Consider the following 19,022-nt stretch of genomic DNA (forward strand, 5'->3'; position numbering starts at 1 on the left):
CTCAGGCGTCGACCAGCACCGCGTTGTTGATGACCTCGCCGAGCCGGGCGGCATGCCCGAAGCGGACGTAGTCGTCGGTGTGGCGGCCGTCGAGCAGATAGCCGCGAGCGAAAGCGATTGCCCCGCCCCAACTCTGGAAGTTCTCCGGCGACCACCAGTCCTGCATCTGCCGTTGGATCGCCACATCGACCAGGCTCTGACCCCAGCGCAGCACCGCCTCCGGACCGGTGAGAGTGAAATACTGCGACAGATCGGCGATGGAGCGCAGCGGATTTCCCGGCGGCAACGCGGTGATCGGATCACCCGGCGCCGCCGACCAATACGTGGGAACGCTCTCGATATGGCGTTCCCCGGCGATGCCGTAGCCACCCGGATCGGGATCGAGGAATCGGCCCGCCGGGCGCAGTGGATCGGCGATCAAGGCGCAGGCCAGCACCTCCATCTCGGGCCGCAGCCCTTGTCCGATCTCTGCGGCGAGATCACCGGCGATGATCGCGCCCTGCGAATAGCCCGCGAGGACGACGCGGTTGCCGGTGCCGTGCACCGCCTCGATCAGGGCGGCGGTACCGGCCGCGCGACTGTCCGCGAAAGCCGTCTGCCGTCCGTAATCCGCTGGGTAGGGCACCATTCGGGTGCTGAACCGGCTGGGGTCCAGCGCTTGCGCGAACGCGTCCGTCACCGGGTGCCCGTGCGGGGCCCAGGTGCCGCCGACGATCAGGACGTCGATCATGCGACACCACCCTGCTCGAGCTTCTCCAAGCGGGTGCGGATATCGGCGATGGCCTCGACCAGCGTCAGGCCGTCCAGTTGCGGCCACCCCGCGAACTGACCGGCATCGCGTTGCCCAGTCCCGCACAGCTGCTCGCGAACGTCCTTGATATCGCTGCCGATCGGCCCGCAGAACGCGGTGATGAATTCTTGGATCTGACTGACTTCCGCCGCACTCATCGGTGCGCCCCCTTCGATGAAACCTTGTACCGCCCGGCGGAACTCGTCCATGTCGAGTCCCGCTGGGTCGATCTTTCCCTCGCTGCTGTACTCACGATGCGCCACGCAATCGCCCGCGTCCCGGCCGATTCGGCGCAGAATCGCCGCCGTCCCGCGCTGATAGGCGTCGATCTGCCGCGGCGTCCAGTCGAACGGTTCGTGCCCGCACGACACCGCTTCGATCCCGATGGTGTGAAAATTCGCGTCATCGGTGGGCCAGCCGGGCCAGCTTCCGGACCCGGCATGCCAGCACACGCCCGCCGCGATCACCCGGTAGGTGCCGTCCTTCTCCAAGACCAGCTGCGCCAGCGGTCCGGGCAGGCCCGGACGCCCGTGCTGCACGACTTGCCAATCATTCGGCCCGCCACCGGCGGTGTGGTGACACAGCACGCCGCGGATATCCCGGAAGTCACCGTGCCCGCGCTCGCGCCACCCGTCGTGTTCGAGCACGCGCAGGCCCTCGGCACGCAAGACGTCCGCGAGCCAGACCGGATCACCGGTCCAGGACATGAGGCTGCCGGGGTATCAAGCCCTGCAATGGAACTGCTGAATTACATCGACGCATTTGCGTACACATCCCCCCGGAAGACTTCGTGTTCTCTGCGGCGTACCGCATCGGTGCAAGTTGTAGCACGAAATATTCACGCGCACATCTCAGTTCACGCATCCGCCCGGCCTGGGCCTTCGACTCGGCTATAACCGTGCACCCGTGCTATGAGTTGTCCTGTGGCGGAAGCGAACAAGGCGCAAACGGTGGGGGCGCCCGGCAATGACGATCCGGTGTGGGCGCGGCTGAACGATCAGCTGACGTGGTACCGCAACAAGTCCCTGCGCGCCCAAAGGTCCTACAAGACAACGAAAGTAGTGCAGCTGCTGGTCGGCGCGACCGTGCCGGTCGTCGCCGCCATCTCCGCACCGGCTCTGCTGACCGCGAGCCTCGCGGCCGTGGTGGTCGTCGCCGAAGGCGCGGAGCAGCTGTTCCAATGGCATGCGAACTGGATGCGATACCGCGCCACCACCGAATCCCTCAAACAGCAGAAGCACTTGTTCCTAGCCGGCACCGGCCCGTACGCCGCCGACGACCGCCGCCTGGTGCTGGCCGAGCGGGTCGAACGCATCCTCTCGCAGGAAACCAGCGCCTGGCTCACCGACACCGAGCGAAGTTCGCAGGCGCCACAGAAATAGTTTCAGCAGGGGAGGGGCAGGCCGATGACGCGAATTTTCCTCAGTCATTCGAGCAAGGACAACGCGGCGGCAATCGCCCTGCGGCAGTGGCTGATCGAGCAGGACCCGGGCTTGGCCGAGGACATCTTCCTCGACCTGACCCGCGAAAGCGGCATCCCCGCCGGCACCCGCTGGAAAGAGGCCCTGGCGCGCGCCAGCGAACGCTGCGAAGCAGTCATCTGCCTGCTCTCCGCGAACTGGCAGGCCTCCCGCGAATGCGTCGTCGAATACCGCACCGCCGAAAACCTCGGCAAACGCATCTTCAGCGCCCGCCTGGAACGCCTCACCGAAACCGACGTCACCCGGGAATGGCAGCGCTGCGACCTGTTCGGCGACGGTCCGCACATCGAAATCGAGGTCGCCGGTTACGATCCCGTCGTCTTCCGGCTCGAGGGTTTGCACCGGCTGCTGGACGGCCTGCGCACGGCGGGGATCGGCGCACAGCACTTTCCATGGCCCCCGCCGAACGATCCTGGCCGCTCCCCGTACCGAGGCTGGCAGCCTTTCGAATCTGTCGATGCGGCAATCTATTTCGGGCGTGACGCGCAAATCGTGCGCGGAATGGACCTACTGCGCGGCATGCGCACCACGGGCCGGCCCTCAGTGTTCGCGATTCTCGGTCCTTCCGGCACCGGGAAGTCCTCCTTCCTGCGTGCGGGCCTGTTGCCGCGCATGTCCCGCGATGACCGCCAGTTCGCCGTGCTCGACATCGTGCGCCCGGAACGGGCGGCGCTGACCGGAGCGCACGGGCTGGCGGCCGCGATGCATGCCACCCGCGCTCGGCTCGGACTCGGCGGCATCTCCCTCGGGGACATCAAATCCGCCCTGCCGCATCGCGTCGACCTCGTCCGGGGATGGCTCGGGGAGATCGCCGAGGCCGCTCACGCCCGGCTGTTCGACTCCGCCGAGGCGCACCCCTACCTGGTTCTGCCCCTCGATCAAACCGAGGAACTGTTCGGCGCCGACGCCGGTGCCGAGGGTGACCAGCTACTCGATCTGCTCGCCCAGCTTCTGACCGGCCCCGACCGGATCCTCCTGATCGTCGTGCTGACCATCCGCACCGATCGCTACGAACTGTTCCAGACCGCGCCACAGCTCGGCGAGGTCGAAACCTTGGTCTTCGACCACCTGAAACCCTTACCCCGCACCCGATTCCGCGAGGTGATCAGCGGCCCCGCCGTCCGGGCCACCGCCGCGGGCCATCGGCTCGACATCGAACCGGCTCTCCTCGACAAGCTCGTCGCCGACTGCACCGACGGCGCCGACACCCTCCCCCTGCTGGCGCTCACTCTTTCCCGCCTGCACCAGGATTATGGCGACGACGGCGTGCTGAGCCTGGATGAGTACATCGCCATGGGCGCGATGAACCGCGTGGTGCGCACGGAAATCGATGCGCTGCTGGCCGGTGATCCGGCCCAGCGCCGTGCGCAGCTGAAAACCCTTCGAACCGCGTTCATTCCCTGGCTGGCAACGATAAACCCGGAGAACGATCAAGCCCTCCGCCGCATCGCCCGCTGGGATGACCTGCCCGCCGAAAGCCACGCTCTGATCGACCGATTCGTCGATGCGCGCCTGATGGTGAAGGACCACCGCAACGGCGAAACCGTCGTCGAAGTCGCCGTGGAAAGCCTGCTGCGCCAATGGGACGAACTCGCCGCATGGCTGCGTGCGGAGGCCGATGCGCTCAAAGACGCCGACACGCTCGAACAGTCGGCCCTCGCCTGGGAACGCAACGAGCGAGACCACGCCTGGCTGCTTCAGGGCACCCGGCTTGTCGAAGCCGAAACACTGACAGCCGCTCCAGGTTTCAGCGAGCGACTGCTGCCGGTTCGTGCCTATGTCGCCGCGTCTCGGTCGCGAGAGAACGAACGCGCCGAAGCGGAAAAGCAACGGCAGCAGGAGGAATTGCGGGTCGCCAAGGAGCGGCAAGACGCCGCGGAGGCGCTCGCGGCCGCCTCGTCGCGGGCAGAACGCGAAGCACAGCAGTACGCGGAGGCAATTCGCAACAGGTCTCGCGGATTACTGGCGCTAGCAGTGATCTCGCTGGTGATCTCCCTGGTCGCGGTGATCGGGTTCGTACAGGCCCGGCAAGCTCGCGAAGAGGTGGAAGCACGCTCCCGCGAAGCAACCGCGCTGCAACTCATCGCGCACAGCAAAGCCATGTTGAGCCAGACCCGGAGCGGGGGATCTGTGCTGGCTTCGCAACTGATCCTCGCCGCGCTCGAATTGTCCTCGCACGATCGAGTGCGGGCTGCTGGGGTCGATGTGCTGTATTCGAATCGGCATCTGGAATGGATGACGGACCTGGCGCGAGTCCACGCCGTGGGGTTCAGTCCCGACGGCGACCGCGTTGTGGCGGGTCTCGGCCATGGCGCGGTCAGTGTTCTCGACGCTGGTTCCGGTCTAGCCGCCGGTGAACAGTGGACCGCCGCACAGGGCGCGGCGATGGCATTCAGCGGCGACGGGGCCCGGGTCGCCGCGCTGGCTTCGGGGTTACGTGTGCTGGATTCCCGAACAGGTCAAACGCTGGGCGGACCATATGCGGACTCGGGTGGGGTCATGGCTGCCGCGCTCAACTCGGACGGAACACTGCTCGCGTACAGCGACTTGGCTAACGGGATACATGTGGTGGAGGTCGGTTCGGGCCGCCTTCTGGGTGTGGCATCACAGTTTTCCGGCTTGGTCAGTGCGATGGCCTTCAGCCCCGATGGCCGGCGCATCGCGCTCGCCGGCCCTGGCCTCCGGGTGTGGGACGTCGGCACCCAAGAACAGATCGTCGAAACGGAGCTTGCGGATTCGGCCCAAGTCACAAGCGTCGCGTTCAATTCGGACGGAAGCCGGCTCGTCTTCGGCGGGTCGGATGGGTCGGTCCAGGGCTGGGACATCGCCAATCATCAAGCCGAGCAGTGGGCAACGTTCGTGCACAAGGGATCTGTCGATGCCGTTGCCTTCAGTCCGGACGGAAGTCGGGTCGTTTCCGGCGGCGAAGACAAGACAGTTCGAGTGTGGCAATTCGTGCGGGACGGCGACCGGATGAGTGTGCGGAAGGCTTCTGAACCACTGACCGGAAATCTCGGGCCGGTCGGAGCAGTGGCGTTCAGCCCGGATGGCGACCGCATTGTGTCCGGTGGCGAGGACGGAACGGTCCGGGTGTGGAAGCCGCCGTTCGAAATGTTCCATATCGAGGGTACGGATACTCTCGAACGAAATATTTGGTCGCTTGCCTTCAGCAGAAACGGCACTCGGCTGGCCATGGGTGCGACGGTGGGAACAGTGCGGATTTGGGACCCGCGCACCGGCAGGCTCGCAGGTCCACCTGTGGGTATTCGAAACGACGGTTTCGGGGGTCGCGCTTCGCGAATGCTGGCAGTCAGTTCGGAGGGCAGCAAAGTTGCCAGCGTATCTACCGACGGCGCTGTCTCTGTGTGGAGCGCCGATACTGGAATCCCTGTCGCGGCGCCAGTGCGCGTTCCCGGGGGGCAGTTGCTGGCCATTTCATACGGGGCGAACGACAGACTCCTCACGGCGGTGGGAGCGGACAGTTCGATCCAAGTGGTCGCGGTCGACACCGGTCAGCCACTCGGCGACCCACTGACTGACCACGCCAACGGTTACGTCTTCGCGGATTTCAGCACGGATGGCAGGTGGATCGCGACAGTCGATGGCGGCGGCATGGTACGGATCTGGGATGCCGAGACCGGTCGCCGTAAGGGCGAGCCGATCGATTCCGACGAGGGTCCGAGCGCCTTGGCGATCAGTTCCGACGGAGAATTGGTTGCACTGGGAGGCTATGGACGAGTGGGGATTTGGCAGGTCGGCACCGGCCGGATCGCACTGGGCCCGATGACCGATCATGTCGGGTCCGTGCATAAGGCCGCTTTCAGCCTGGACGGCAGGTGGCTCGCCACAGTCGGCTCGGACGCAACGGTGCGACTGTGGGACGCGCGCACCGGGTTGTCCGTGGGTAGTTCGCCGGGTGATCCGTTCGAGGCCTCGAAGGTCGTTGCTTTCAGCCCGGACAGCTCCGCGTTCTGGACGGTAACCGGCGACGGGATCGTTCAGACGTGGCCGATATATGAATCGGTGGCAGCTGAGTTGTGCGGAAAGCTCGCGGGGAACATCAGCAGGCGGAACTGGCGTGAATGGATTCCGCCGGATATCGAATACCGGCAAGCGTGCCCCGACCTCCCGATTTCTCCGGACGGAAGTTGAGCAATCGTGCGATTTGAGTGGTCGGCAGCGTAGCTCGACGGGACCTCAACAGTATTCGACTACTCGCACTGGCCGGTGATTACTCGGGCGAATTCGGGTAGCGGTGATTCGGTTGGGGGCGCCGATACTGGATAGGTGGCTCGGACCTAGCTGTATCGAAACCCCTCGGGGAAGGATGTCTGATGACTCGGACTTCGATTGATCTCGATTCTTTGCGTGCGCGGCTCGATGGTGCGCTGGTGGTACCCGGGGATGCCGGATACGACGAGGCACGGCGGGTGTGGAATGGGGCGATCGATCGGCGGCCGCTGGCTGTCGTGCGGTGTGCGAGTGCTGAGGATGTCAGTGCGGCGGTGATCTTCGCGCGGGAGGTGGGCGTGGAGGTCACGGTGCGCGGGGGCGGGCACCATCCGGCGGGGACGTCGGTAGCCGACGGGGCCTTGTTGATCGATCTGCGCGGGCTCGGTGGGGTTCGGGTGGATCCGGGGGAGCGGAAGGCGTGGGTCGGGGGCGGGGCGTTGCTGGCGGATCTGGATCGGGCGACGCAGGAGTATGGGCTGGCGATTCCGTCGGGGGTCGTCAGCCATACCGGGGTGGGCGGGCTCACGCTCGGGGGCGGGATGGGGTGGCTGACCCGGCGGGCCGGGTTGAGCATCGATCATCTGGTCGCGGCCCAGGTGGTGCTCGCCGACGGGCGGATCGTGCGGGCGGACTCGCAGACGCACACCGAACTGTTGTGGGCGTTGCGGGGCGGCGGCGGAAACTTCGGGGTGGTGACCGAATTCGAGTTCACGCTGCACGAGGCGGGCCCGATCGTGGAGTACGCGATGCTGTTCTTCGGGCTCGACCAGCTCGGCGAGATGCTGCGCGTGGTACGGGAACTCGTGCCCGAACTGCCCACGGACGTGAACGTGATCTTCGGTGCGCTCAACGCGCCGCCGGCCCCGTTCGTGCCGGAAGCTGTTCGGCTGCAACCGGGGTGCGCGCTGATGGTCACCGGATTCGGCGGGGTCGAACAGCATCAGGAAGTGCTGGACCTGTTCCGGAAGCGGCTGACGCCGGTGTTCGAGATGGTGACGCCGATGCCGTATGTGGCGCTGCAGCAGATGATCGACGAGCCCAACGAGCACGGCGTGTACGCCTACGAAAAGGGCACGCGCATCGCCGAACTCAGTGACGCCGTGATCGAGCAGTTCCTCGAGCACGTCCCGCGCAAGCAGTCGCCGCTGTCGCTGGCGCTGTGCTACCGGCTCGACGGCGCGTTCAGCGCGGTCGACGATGACGCCACGGCGTTCGGCGGCCCGCGCGCACCGCACTATCAGCTGTTCCTCGTCGGACTCAGTCCGGTGGCCGAAGGTCTTGCTGCTGAACGGGATTGGGTGCGTGACTTCTGGTTCGGGCTGGAGCCGCACAGCGGGCTGGCCGGTAGCTACGTCAACGGGCAGGTCGAAATCGACGGCTCGGAGCTGCGCGCGATCTACGGTGCGAAGCTCGACCGGCTCGCGGCGGTGAAAGCCACCTACGATCCGTACAACGTCTTCCACTACAACGCGAATATCGTTCCGGCGAGTTGACCCGGGGGCGGGTCGGCCCGCCGCGACCGGACCATCCGGTTGCGGCGGGCCGTTGCGCTGCCGGGCACCGTCTGGGACGCTCAGGCCTGTGCGGATACATCATCTCAACTGCGGCACCATGTCGATGGGCGTGGTCGATCACTGCCTGCTGATCGAAACGGACACCGGACTGGTGCTCGTCGATACCGGATACGGTCTGGGCTGTGTGCACGATCCCGGTCGCATGATCGGACCCGCCCGGTTCGCGCTGGGCGCGAAGCTGATCGAGCGGGAGACCGCGATCCGGCAGATCGAAGCGCTCGGCTACGAACCGGCCGACGTGCGCGACATCATCGTCACCCACCTGGATCTGGATCATGCGGGCGGGCTCGCCGACTTTCCCGACGCGACGGTGCACGTGCACGGGCCGGAGTTGCGCGCGGTCACCAAGCCGAAAACGGTGGCGGAGCGGCTGCGGTACCGCAAGCAGCAGTGGTCGCACGAACCGAAGTGGCTGGTCAACGAAAGCGACGGCGGCACAGACTGGTTCGGATTCCGTGCGGTCCGTGACCTGCCCGGGCTGCCTTCGGAGATCCGGGTCATCCCGCTGCCCGGCCACACCCGCGGACATGTGGGCGTCGCCGTGGACACCGGCGCCGGGTGGCTGCTGCACGCGGGGGACGCGTTCTACCTGGGCAGCGAGATCGATCCGGTGCGCCCGCATGCTCCGCTGATCTGGCGGTTGTACGAGACCGGCTCGATCGTTCCCCGCGCGTATCACGCGAATCGGCGCCGGTTGGTCGAGCTCAACCGGGCGCACGGCGGCGAGATCACCATCTTCTCCTCGCACGACCCCGGCGCTTTCCGGCGTTTGTCCGCCTGAAGTCCGTCGACCGCAGAGGTTGCGCACGCGTCGAGGCAGCGGGCACCGTGGAGCAGATGTCGACGGGTGCGCGGCTCGCGCGGATCGAGGGCGACGGCGCGGTGCTGTTCGTCTACGGGACGCTGCTGTTCCCGGAGGTGCTGACCGTGCTGCTCGGGCGGTGCCCGCGGCGGGCGCCGGCGGAACTGCCCGGATGGCGCGTGGCGGTGCTGCCGGATCGCGTCTATCCGGGGCTGGTCGCGGACCCCGCCGGTGTGGCCGCGGGGATGGTCCTGTCCGGGCTCTCGCCGGCGGAGTGGGCGGTGCTCGACCACTTCGAGGACGACGAATACGACCTGCGCCCAGTCGATCTCGCTACCGGACCGGCATGGACCTACGTCTGGACCGCGGCGGCGCTGCCCGAGCTGTGGTGCTCCGCCGATTTCGCCGCCACGCATCTGGCCGCGTTCCTGCCGCGCTGCGAACAGTGGCGGCTCTGAACTGCGCGTTTGAGTTTTGAGACGACCGGTCGTATATTCATGGCATGGCGCGACCCCGACGCAGCGACGACACGCGGCAGCTCCTCGTAGAAGAGGGCGCTGCCGGGTTCCTCGCCAACGGATACCACGGCACCGGCATCAAGCAGGTGCTGGACGCGGTCGGTGTCCCGAAGGGGTCGTTCTACAACTACTTCGACAGCAAGGAAACCTTCGGCCAAGCCGTCATCGACCACCACTCGCTGTGCATCCAGCGGAACCTCGCCGCGACGCTCGGTCCCGCTCCGGACCCGATCACCGGATTGAAGGCCTTCTTCGGCCGGCAGATGGACGAGTTCATCGAATCCGAGTACACGGGTGGATGTTTGATCGCCAACCTCGGCGCGGAGCTGGAGGGGAGCGAGGTGCTGCGCGAGTCGCTGTCGGTCGCGTTCCGGATCTGGCGGGACGGGGTGGCGGAGGCGCTGCGCGAAGCCCAGGAGCTCGGTACCGTGCGCGCCGACATCGACGCCGTCGAGCTGGCCGACCTGCTGATCGAATCCTGGGAGGGGGCGGTGATCCGGATGAAGATCGATCGCACCCTCGAACCGCTGCACAAGTGCCTGCGGCGACTGCTGGACGACTACTTCCGGCCCTGAGTGTCCGGCTCATGCGGGCCGGCTTTCGATTTGCCCATTCCAAGACGACCGGTCGTATCTACTGATGAAGGAGAAGAACATGTCAGCGAAAACGGTCATCGTGACCGGATCCTCGAGCGGGATCGGCCGCGACATCGCCAGGGCGTTCGCCGCCCGCGGTGACAACGTGGTGCTCAACGGGCGTGACGCCGGCAAGCTCGCCGCCGTCGCCGCCGAACTCGGCGCGCCGGAGCGCGTCGCCCAGGTGGTCGGCGACATCGGTTCCACCGCAACCGGATCCGAACTGGTGCAAACCGCCGTCGAACGGTTCGGCCGCGTCGACGTCTTGGTCAACAACGCCGGTATCTTCGGCGCCAAAGCGTTCGTCGACGTCACCGAAGCCGAGCTCGACAGCTATCTCGACGGCAACCTGAAAGGCACCTACCGCACCACTCAGGCGGTCGTCCGCCAGCTCCTGAGTCAGGGCGACGGCGGCAGCGTCGTGAACATCGGCACCGTCCTGATCAACCACGCCCTCGCCTCCCTGCCCGCCTCGGCGGCCCTGGTCAGCAAGGGTGGCGTGCACGCGTTGACCACCAGCCTCGCCGCCGAACTCGCCGTGCACGGTATCCGCGTCAACGCGGTAGCGCCCGGCATCATCCGCACGCCCCTCTTCGGCGACGGCGACGAAACCGGCTCCGGCCGCCTCGCACTGCTCAACCGCATCGGCGAAGTCTCCGAAACCACCTCGGCCGTCCTCTATCTCGCCGACGCCGAGTTCATCACCGGCCACATCCTCCCCGTCGACGGCGGGTACATCTCCGGAAGGGCAGCGTAATGCCGTACGTCAACATCAAAGTCACCGACGAGGGTGTCACCCGCGAGCAGAAAGCTCAGCTGATCAAAGGTGTCACCGATCTCCTCCAAGATGTGCTGGGCAAGGATCCCGACACCACCTTCGTGCTGATCGATGAAGTCGCCCTGAGTGATTGGGGCGTCGGCGGCGTGGACGTGGAGGAGTGGCGGCGGCGCAAGTCCTGAGGTAGGTAGGCGAGTCGTGCATTCTGGCAGTGCACGACTCGCCTGTCGTCTACCCGCCCTGCTCCGTGAGGAGTACCCAATAGCGGCGCGCCGGACCGAGTTCGGTATCGCGGATCCCTTCGAGCGTCCCGCCCCGGCGCTCAATGGTTTTCGCCGACGCGACATTGTCGGCCGCGCACACGATCAGCACGCGACCCATGCCCCTGGCTCGTGCCTCGTCCAGTATTCGCCGCAGCGCCCAGGTGGCCAGGCCCCGTCGGCGCGCCGAGGGGCGAATGCCGTAACCGATGTGTCCAGCGTTCCGCACGAACTCGGTAAAACTGTGCCGCAACGCAATTCCCCCGACAACACGGTCGCCTTCGACAATCCAGCGGTAGGTGCAGCCCTCCACGCCATTCTCGGCGGTCAGCCTCGCTACCCACCTTGCGAATCCGAGCTCGGAAACAACCTCGTCGGTCGGCAACAGTCCGAAGCCATCCTCATGAACCCCCGGCCCCCACTCCCGATGCGCCTCCAACCATGCCGCATGGAGCCGGGTGCTGGGAGCCATCAGTTCGGGCATGCCCGGACGATATCGGCCCCGGGGCCGATCAGGCCAGGCCCAGACGACAGCCTGTGCCGGGTTGCCGACGACGGAGAGTGCTGGATTCTTCCCGGCCAGGCAGAGACGGGTGGTCAGAGTTGTTCGGCGGTGAGCAGGAGGCGCAGGTGGGTGTCGGCCCAGGTTGCGAGGGTGGGTAGGGGTGGGGAGTCGGGGCTGATCGCGGCTCGCAGGGCGTCGAGAGAGGTTGCGGCGGTGGTGAATCCGGCGCGGCGGAGGGTGGCGGCCGATTCGGCGGCGCGGGTGGACCAGCTGGGTGGGAGGTGGCGGGTGCCGCGGTGGATGAGTTCGGCGGTGCAGGAGAGGGCGGAGGTGAGGGCAGCGGATAGGGGATCCGGTTGCGGGAGAGGGGAAGTCGGGGTTTCCAGGGTGGTGGCTTGGGCGAATGCCGGGACGATCACGGTGGTGCCGGCTACGACGGCGGTGGGGGTGACGGTGAGTTGGCCGGCGTGGCGTTCGAGCGGGCCCGCGATGTAGCGGATCGGGCCGTGGATGCCGGAGAAGGCTTGGGTGAGGGCGTCGATGGCGCCCGCTGCGGCGGTGGAGTGGGTGTAGTGGGCGAGGACGCTGCCGACCGGGCCGTGCAGGCGGGCCAGGAGCCGTTGTTCGGCGGGGAGGTAGTGAACGTCCTCGACCGAGTCGACGACCAGGGCGCGGACGGATTCGCCCCGCACTCGCGGGCGAATGAGTGCGGGCGGAAGGGTTGCGAGGCGGGCGGATTCGGCCGTGAGATCGCCGATCAGCAGTTCGGGCGGCAGGTTCTCCCAGTTTCCGGCCGACGGCAGCACCGAGGTGCGGGCGATCCGGTTGTTCGCCAGGCGCACGGTGCGATTCGCCGACCGGGTGGCGCTTTCGGTGACCACGTTTCCGGCCGCGTACTCGGCCAGCCGGGCCGGGCCGGTGCGGCGAGCGCCCAGAACAGTCGCGTCGGGCAGTTCCTGGCCGTCGGTGGCGGTGATCGTGTGCGGCAGGGTCAACACGATGCGGGCCTCGGTATGCGCGAGATAGACCTCCACACTGCGGGATTCGGCGTCACCGCGAACCTGCGCCCCCAAGCCGGTCAGGCGAAGGTGGCGCAGCGGCGTCTGCGCGGGCTCCTCGGTACCCAACGCGGGCACCCAATCCCGCCTGCTGGCACGGTGGCGCGCAACGAGTTCAGCGACCAGAGCCGCGGTGTGAAGCGGATCGTGGCGGGCGCTGCGTGCGGTGTACGCCGCCAACTGATCGAGCAGATCACCGAGTGCGTCATGCGGCCAGCGAGCCCCCGCACGATCCAGATCACGCTGCGCGGCAGCGAAAATCGCCGGAAGCTGCCCCCCGGAATGCACCACACCATCAGCAAGCAGATCACCGAGCGGCCCCAGCACCGACCCCGCCGCCGTCACCGCCGCCACCCCATCCGCAGCCGCCCCAACCGTCACCTCCACCGATTCAGCCCCGCGATCAACCGAATCCGCGACCTGAAACGCCCAAACCGCCAACGCGATCGCATCCGCCCGAGCACCCCGCGCCGCATCGGCCCGCGCATACCCCAAATCGCGCGGAACCAGGAACCGCACCGTCACCGACGCGAGCTCCACCGAAGGCACCGGATCACCGGCAGTCGCCCGCCGCACCCGCGCTCGATACCCATTACGGCGAGCACGAGTCGCGACACCGAAGGGCCTAGCCCCCAACGCCGTCCGCAACTCGCCATCGGTGAACTCCCCCGGCGACCACTCCCGGCCGTTCGAATGCTGGTCGACCACTGCACCTGAAACAACACCGTCCCCATACGCTGCGACGGATTCGGCCGCGATGATGCCAGGCCGTTCGTCCAGGTCAGTTCCGGCAGCGCGCGGAGTGGCACCAGACCATTGACCGGTCCTCGCACCACCCGAAATCGCCGAGGGATTCCGAAATCCGCCTCCGTCGTCAACGGTCGGCGGACTGGAACGACCGTCGGCGCCACCATCAGATTGTGGCTGTGGGTCGAGTCGCCTGGTGCGCTGAGCATCGATCGTCGAGCTGGATTGGCTGCCGCGGTCGGTTCCGTCAGCGGGCAATGAGGTGCTAGGCCACTGATCGGTTGTCGCACCCGCCGGAATTGTCGAGGGATTCCGGAATCCGGCTCTGTCGTCAGTGGTCGGCGGACTGGAATGACTGTCGGCGCCGTCACCAGATTGTGGTTGTGAGTCGGGCCGCCCTGTGCGATGAGCCGGGATCGCCGAGTCGGACTGACCGTCGCCCCCCGACAATGCCTGCGGACGAGCATGTTTGGCGCTTTGAGGAAAGTCACTGCTCAAGGCACGCGGATCGGCGTGCTCGCTATGGGAGGTCGTGGATGGGCTCGGTTGTTCGCTGAGGTCGCTCTCTGATGTCGTGTGCGGAGCAGGTTGTCCGGCCTGGTTGGGGGCGGGTGGGGTGTGGCCACTCGAATCCGGATTTGTTTCCGGTGCCGGTTCATGCGGTACCGGTGTGTGAGATGGCGTGGTCGGCGGCGGATCGGTGGGGTGGGCGAAATTGCGGTAGGCCAGGACTGCCATGACGCGGTGGCGGCACAGGGTTGTGGCGCCGCAGGTGCAATGGGCGGTGTCGATGGTGGTGCCGGTGGGGAGGGTGGCTTGGGTGCCGTCGGGGAAAGTGGCGTGGAGGGTTCCGTCGGGGGATTCGGTGAGTTCGGGTGGGGTGGTGGCGTTTTCCTTGCGGGCGCGTTTGAGGATGCCGCGGTTGGCGAGGGAGATGAGGGAGTCGTCGGTGAGGGCCAGGAGGTCGGGGCGCATGGTTATCCGATGGTTTCGGCGATGAAGGTGGCCAGTTCGCCGGGGGTCATGGCGCCGACGTGGACGCCCACGTCGGCCAGGCGCTGGGCGGTGGCGCGGTCGAAGGCGGGGTCGGCTTGTTCGTCCAGGGCGGCCAGGCCGAGGACGATGGTGCCATCGGCGACCAGTTCGGCGGCGGTGCGGATGAGCCAGGCGGGGTCGCCGCCTTCGTAGAAGTCGCTGATGACGGCAATGATGGTGCGGCGGGGCTGCTGGACGAGCTGGGCGGCGTAGGCGAGGGCGCGGGCGATGTCGGTGCCGCCGCCGAGCTGGACGCGCAGCAAGAGTTCGACGGGGTCGTCTACCTCGGCGGTGAGGTCGACGATGTTGCTGTCGAAGGCGATCAGGTGGGTGTCGATGCCGGGCAGGCCCCAGAGGCAGGCGGCGGTGACGGCGGAGTGGATGACCGATTCGACCATCGAACCGGATTGGTCGACCAGCAGGATCACCTGCCAGCGATCCAGGTGGCGGCGGGTGCGAGACCGGAAATGCGCGGTTTCGACGTAGAGCTTGCGTTCGGCGGGGCGATAGTGGGCGAGGTTGGTGCGCACCGTTTTCGGGAAGTCGAAGTCGGCGGCGCGGGGCATGCGGCTCGGGCGGCGCGAGCGGGAGCCGTGGAAGCTGGTGCGGATCTCGGCGGCGAGCTTCTCCATCAGTTCGCGCACCACCTGCTCGACGATGCGGCGCGCGAGGCGCAGCACCTCCGGGTTCATCAGGTGTTTGGTGCGCAGGACCGCGCCGAGCAGGTACGCGTTCGGTTCCAGCCGCTCCAGGACACCGGGATCGGTGATGACCTCGTGTAACCCATAGCGCTGCACGGCATCTCGTTCCAGCCGTTCGATGGTGGACTTGGGGAACAGCCGGTGGATGCTGTCGAGCCAGTCGACGGCGGTGACCGGCGAGGGGCCGCTGCCCGCGGAGCGGCGCACATCCCGCTGATCCAGTTCGCCGTCGCGTTCGTACAACCAGTCCAGCGCCGCATCCTGCCGGCCTGCGACGGCACCCACCGCACCGCTGTTCAAACCGGCTGCGGCGGCGCCGAGAACCAGCCGCCACCGCTCCAGTACCGGATCGATCTCGGTCACCCGCGCCTCCTCGAAAGTCTGTGGTGTAAGAGTCGGGGGAAAGTTATGCATCGTCGAGTAGGCCGTGGGCGCTGAGGAGTTCGTCGACGCGGGCTTCGACGGCGTGGGATCTCGCCAGGAGGGCGGGGTCGGCGCGCAGGCGGAGCATGGCGTCGCCGGAGCCGGACAGGCCGCGGTGAGCGAGCAGGCGGGTGGCGATGGCGGCGCGTTCGCGGGGTGGGAACCAGGCGAAGGCCAAGCGCAAAGCAGGTAGGGCGGTGAGGAAGTCGTCGGGGTCGTAGCCGGCCATCAGCTCGTCCAGGACGGTGAGCAGGTTCGGATTGCTCTGGATGGCAGCGGAATCCGAGTGGACCTGTTCGCGGGCCACGGCGAACAGCCCGGTCAGGAAATCACCGAGGAGCGTCGGGGGCGAGGCGGACCGGATCGCGCGGGACAGGTCGGCGGCGTCGTTCGGAGCGAGAACAGTCACCATTCCGACGGCAGCGCCGCGCAATGCCGGTGGGCGGTCGTCGGCGGTGCAGCGATGGAATACGCCGACCAGGTCGACTCGCGGCACGGTCAGCACTCGCTCGGCGTGCAGCATCGAGTCGCGGACCGCGATCAGCGCGTGCAGCTGGCCGTCGTCGGCGGGGGCCGGGCCGCCCCGGATGCCTTCGATCAGCCACAGCAGCCGCACGACCGCCGCATCGATCACGACGGCCAGGGTCGCCGCACCACTGGTACCGAAGACACGGTCGTGCCGCCACAATCCGAGGGCCACGCCCAGCAGCTGACCGAGACCCGTGGTATCGCCGAGAGTTTCGATGGAATCCCGGACCGTGGCGACGAGCTGCTCGGCCAGCCCGGACAATCCGCACAGCACGGCGTCGAACAACGCCGTCGCGAGCGCGGCCGGATCCGCGCCGTCGCCGAACTGGTCACCGAGTCGAGTGGCCGCCGCCTCCGAACAGGAGGCGCCGAGCGCCCCGGCCTCGATCAACGCGGGCAGGCGCTGGGGTGATTCGGTGATCTCCCATGTTTCGGTGAGCTGCGGGGCCTGCCCCGGGCGTGGACCGCCGACCCGCTGGAAACCGGGGATCTCCAGCACCCGAAGCTGATTCAGTACTCGGCTCGCGTCCAGCCCGGCGGGAGTGGTCAGGTCGAGATCGAGCCGCCCGCCGTCCGGAATACCGCAGCGTTCCAACTGTCTTGCGGCGTCGTGCACCAGCGGAGGATGTGGGGTGCGGGGATGCAACCGGCCGACGGTGTCACCCGAGAGTGCCGCGACCATCTCGACTACCACCGGGTCGGTGCCTGGTCGCAGCCGGCCTCGCCCGGTCCACGGCAGCGGTCGATCCAACGCCTCGCTGATCAACGCTCCGGCCAGTCCGTCGAGTACATCGGTGCGGGCGGGTGCGGAATGCCCGCGTAGTCGGCTCAATCCGAGTGTCAACGCGCGCGCGCCGATCAGGTCGGCCGTCGATACGGTCTGGCCTCGGCCGCGCAGCCGGGTGACCACCGCCTCCGTGATGGTGTCGGCGGCATGCTCGGCTCCGTCACTCCAGAGGCGCTGATAGTAGGCGGGCGAGGGCATTCCGGATTGGTAGCCCGCGAAGGCATCCAGTCGGCGGAAGCTGAACGGGACGAGATAGCTTCCGCCGACCGCGTTTTGCGGGAACGCCGGTATGACGGGCCACCGGGTGGGAGCGGCTTCGCGATCGCGGCGGGTCTTATCGATACCTGTGCCGCTGGTGTGCCGGCGGAGTAGAGCGGGGCGGTGGAAGCCACCGGTCACGACGACGACATGGCGCTCACCAGCGTCGGCGACGGCCACGTCGATCCATTGGCTCATGTACTCCTCGCGGGCGAGGTCGCTCGGGGAAGCCTCATCGTCGCCGCGGAGCAGGTCGAAGTAGGTGGTGAGGCGGTCGGTGAGATCGGCGGGGGCGGTTTCGAAGAGGTGGTCCCAGAGGGTGTCGATGTTGTCGACCGCGAATTCGCGGCACAGCCGGTCGAGGGCTTGCTCGTAGCGCCGTTCGGCGTCCGCGTAACGGTTTTCGAGTTCGGCGAAGGCGGGATGCCAGGCGGGGAGGTCGATGAAGCGGACCTCCGCGCCGGCCGCGCGGCCCTCGGTGAGGGCTACCCATTCGGGGGAGTAGTCGCACAGCGGCGCCCAGGACAGCTGGCGGGTGTCGTCGTCGCGGTAGCTGGTGAACACCGCCACCGGAAGCTCGTGACCGAGGAGCAGTTCGTCGAGGCGGTCGTTCATGTCGGCGGGGCCCTCGACGAGTACGTGGGCGGGCCGGAGCGTGCGGATGGTGTCGCGAACCAGCCGGGCGCAGGCCGGGCTGTGATGGCGGACGCCGAGGAAGGTGACGGGCATGGCGGCTCAGCCGGGCAGGCCGAATCTGGCGTCGTGCAACGCTTTCCAGGCTGGGCCGCGCTTGCGGGGAACCTGTTGTTCCAGGTAGCGGCGCACCCGGGCGAGATCGTCGGGGTTGTCCTTGGCGGCGGTGCCCGACAGGCAGGCGACGATATCGGCGGCATCGCCCGGCTCGCCGCGCAGATACCAGCCGCGCAGCCCGACCGCGTGCGCCACCGAAACCGCCTCGGCGGTACTCATCACCGCCGACATGCGGTCCAGCGCGTCACCGGAATCGGTCGCGCCCGATCGGAGTTCGCGGAAGGTGGTGACCAGCACCTCGAGCACCTCGCGCGGCGGAGCCTGCGGCACGCCGGAACGCCGCAGCAGCGCGGTGGCCTCGGCTTCGACCAGCGCGAGCTCGGTGCGCAGATCCGGAATCGGGAAGACGGTCTCGAAGTTGAAGCGGCGCTTGAGCGCGGCACTCATCTCGTTGACCCCGCGGTCACGCGTATTGGCGGTGGCGATCACATTGAAACCCTCGACCGCATAAGCCATTTCGCCGAGCTCCGGCACCGCGAGCACTCGATCCGAGAGCAGCGACAGGATCGAATCCTGCACCTCCAGCGGGCATCGGGTGAGCTCCTCGAAGCGCACGATCTTGCCTGCGCGCATACCCCGCAGCATCGGCGCGGGCACCAGCGATCGTTCCGAGGGCCCCTCCGACACCAGCAGTGCGTAGTTCCAGCCGTAGCGGATCTGGTCCTCGGTGGTGGCGGCCCCGCCCTGAATGGTGAGCGTCGAATCGCCGGAGATTGCGGCCGAAAGCAGCTCGGAAAGCAGCGATTTCGCCGTACCCGGCTCACCGGTCAGCAGCAGGCCGCGGGTCGTGGCCAGCGAGACCAGCGCCCGATCGATCAAGGAGGCGTCACCGACGAACTTGCGCTCGATACCCAGCGCCGGATCGCCGACGATGAACCGCTTGGCGGCATCGACCGACAGCTGCCAGCCCGGCGGACGCGGCGCGGCATCCCGCTCGCGCAGCAACGCCAGATCCGCGGCCCACCGCTGTTCGGCGGGCGGTCGTTGCCGGGTTTCGGTCGCGGTCATCGCTGTCCCCTCTGTCTGCTCGACAGCGAACATAGCCGCAGGCACCGACAAGCGCGACGACCCGGCCAAAGCTCAGGGCCCGCACGGCATT

15 protein-coding genes and 1 pseudogene are annotated in these 19,022 nt (G+C 67.5%); 9 read left to right on the forward strand and 7 right to left on the reverse strand.

Translation table 11 applies throughout. The annotated features are described in order from the left end of the window. Position 1: 1 nt before the first annotated feature. A complete protein-coding gene (locus tag AB0M14_RS12975) occupies positions 2-730 on the reverse strand; it encodes a PE-PPE domain-containing protein (RefSeq protein ID WP_364993214.1) in 729 nt (242 codons plus the stop codon). After that, positions 727-1,497: an N-acetylmuramoyl-L-alanine amidase gene (locus tag AB0M14_RS12980; RefSeq protein ID WP_364993216.1), complete on the reverse strand. Its 771-nt coding sequence runs from the start codon at positions 1,495-1,497 to the stop codon at positions 727-729. Before AB0M14_RS12980 ends, AB0M14_RS12975 begins: the two co-directional genes overlap by 4 nt. A 216-nt stretch (positions 1,498-1,713) precedes the next feature. On the opposite strand from AB0M14_RS12980, the gene AB0M14_RS12985 reads away from it, so the two are divergent. The 9 genes and pseudogenes from AB0M14_RS12985 to AB0M14_RS13025 all read left to right on the forward strand — a co-directional run bounded on the left by AB0M14_RS12985 (position 1,714) and on the right by AB0M14_RS13025 (position 10,993). Next, complete coding sequence (locus AB0M14_RS12985; protein ID WP_364993220.1) at positions 1,714-2,172, forward strand: DUF4231 domain-containing protein; 459 nt, start codon at positions 1,714-1,716, stop codon at positions 2,170-2,172. A gap of 24 nt (positions 2,173-2,196) precedes the next feature. Further along, positions 2,197-2,532, forward strand: a pseudogene (locus tag AB0M14_RS12990) (toll/interleukin-1 receptor domain-containing protein); the annotation flags it as partial. 75 nt (positions 2,533-2,607) lie between these two features. Continuing rightward, on the forward strand, positions 2,608-6,423 hold the full coding sequence (locus AB0M14_RS12995; protein ID WP_364995723.1) for a hypothetical protein: 3,816 nt from the start codon (positions 2,608-2,610) through the stop codon (positions 6,421-6,423). Positions 6,424-6,605: 182 nt separating this feature from the next. Further along, on the forward strand, positions 6,606-7,997 hold the full coding sequence (locus tag AB0M14_RS13000) for an FAD-binding oxidoreductase (RefSeq protein WP_364993224.1): 1,392 nt from the start codon (positions 6,606-6,608) through the stop codon (positions 7,995-7,997). An 88-nt stretch (positions 7,998-8,085) separates the two neighbouring features. Continuing rightward, positions 8,086-8,859 carry an MBL fold metallo-hydrolase gene (locus AB0M14_RS13005; protein WP_364993227.1) on the forward strand — a complete coding sequence of 258 codons (774 nt, stop codon included), beginning with the start codon at positions 8,086-8,088 and terminating at the stop codon, positions 8,857-8,859. Between the two features lie 56 nt (positions 8,860-8,915). Then, positions 8,916-9,338 (forward strand): gamma-glutamylcyclotransferase family protein, encoded by a 423-nt coding sequence (locus AB0M14_RS13010; RefSeq protein WP_364993231.1) that lies wholly within the window; start codon positions 8,916-8,918, stop codon positions 9,336-9,338. 44 nt (positions 9,339-9,382) lie between these two features. Beyond that, positions 9,383-9,973 carry a TetR family transcriptional regulator C-terminal domain-containing protein gene (locus AB0M14_RS13015; RefSeq protein ID WP_364993234.1) on the forward strand — a complete coding sequence of 197 codons (591 nt, stop codon included), beginning with the start codon at positions 9,383-9,385 and terminating at the stop codon, positions 9,971-9,973. Between the two features lie 79 nt (positions 9,974-10,052). Beyond that, the gene (locus AB0M14_RS13020) at positions 10,053-10,790 is read left to right on the forward strand and encodes an SDR family oxidoreductase (RefSeq protein WP_364993237.1); all 738 of its coding nucleotides are present in this window, start codon (positions 10,053-10,055) and stop codon (positions 10,788-10,790) included. Further along, positions 10,790-10,993, forward strand: coding sequence for a 4-oxalocrotonate tautomerase family protein (locus AB0M14_RS13025; RefSeq protein ID WP_364993240.1), 204 nt, complete (start codon positions 10,790-10,792; stop codon positions 10,991-10,993). Before AB0M14_RS13020 ends, AB0M14_RS13025 begins: the two co-directional genes overlap by 1 nt. A 49-nt stretch (positions 10,994-11,042) precedes the next feature. On the opposite strand, the gene AB0M14_RS13030 is transcribed toward AB0M14_RS13025, so the two are convergent. The 5 genes from AB0M14_RS13030 to AB0M14_RS13050 form a co-directional block, all read right to left on the reverse strand. After that, positions 11,043-11,555, reverse strand: coding sequence for a GNAT family N-acetyltransferase (locus AB0M14_RS13030; protein WP_364993242.1), 513 nt, complete (start codon positions 11,553-11,555; stop codon positions 11,043-11,045). Positions 11,556-11,668: 113 nt separating this feature from the next. Further along, a complete protein-coding gene (locus tag AB0M14_RS13035; protein WP_364993246.1) occupies positions 11,669-13,210 on the reverse strand; it encodes a hypothetical protein in 1,542 nt (513 codons plus the stop codon). 1,148 nt (positions 13,211-14,358) lie between these two features. Further along, positions 14,359-15,480, reverse strand: coding sequence for a VWA domain-containing protein (locus AB0M14_RS13040; protein WP_364993249.1), 1,122 nt, complete (start codon positions 15,478-15,480; stop codon positions 14,359-14,361). Between the two features lie 43 nt (positions 15,481-15,523). Further along, the gene (locus AB0M14_RS13045) at positions 15,524-17,842 is read right to left on the reverse strand and encodes a DUF5682 family protein (RefSeq protein ID WP_364993252.1); all 2,319 of its coding nucleotides are present in this window, start codon (positions 17,840-17,842) and stop codon (positions 15,524-15,526) included. Between the two features lie 6 nt (positions 17,843-17,848). Further along, positions 17,849-18,931, reverse strand: a complete 1,083-nt coding sequence (locus AB0M14_RS13050) for an AAA family ATPase (RefSeq protein ID WP_364993255.1) — start codon at positions 18,929-18,931, stop codon at positions 17,849-17,851. Positions 18,932-19,022: the final 91 nt, after the last annotated feature.

The sequence above is a fragment of the Nocardia sp. NPDC051832 genome, from assembly GCF_040681285.1.
Classification (GTDB): domain Bacteria; phylum Actinomycetota; class Actinomycetes; order Mycobacteriales; family Mycobacteriaceae; genus Nocardia.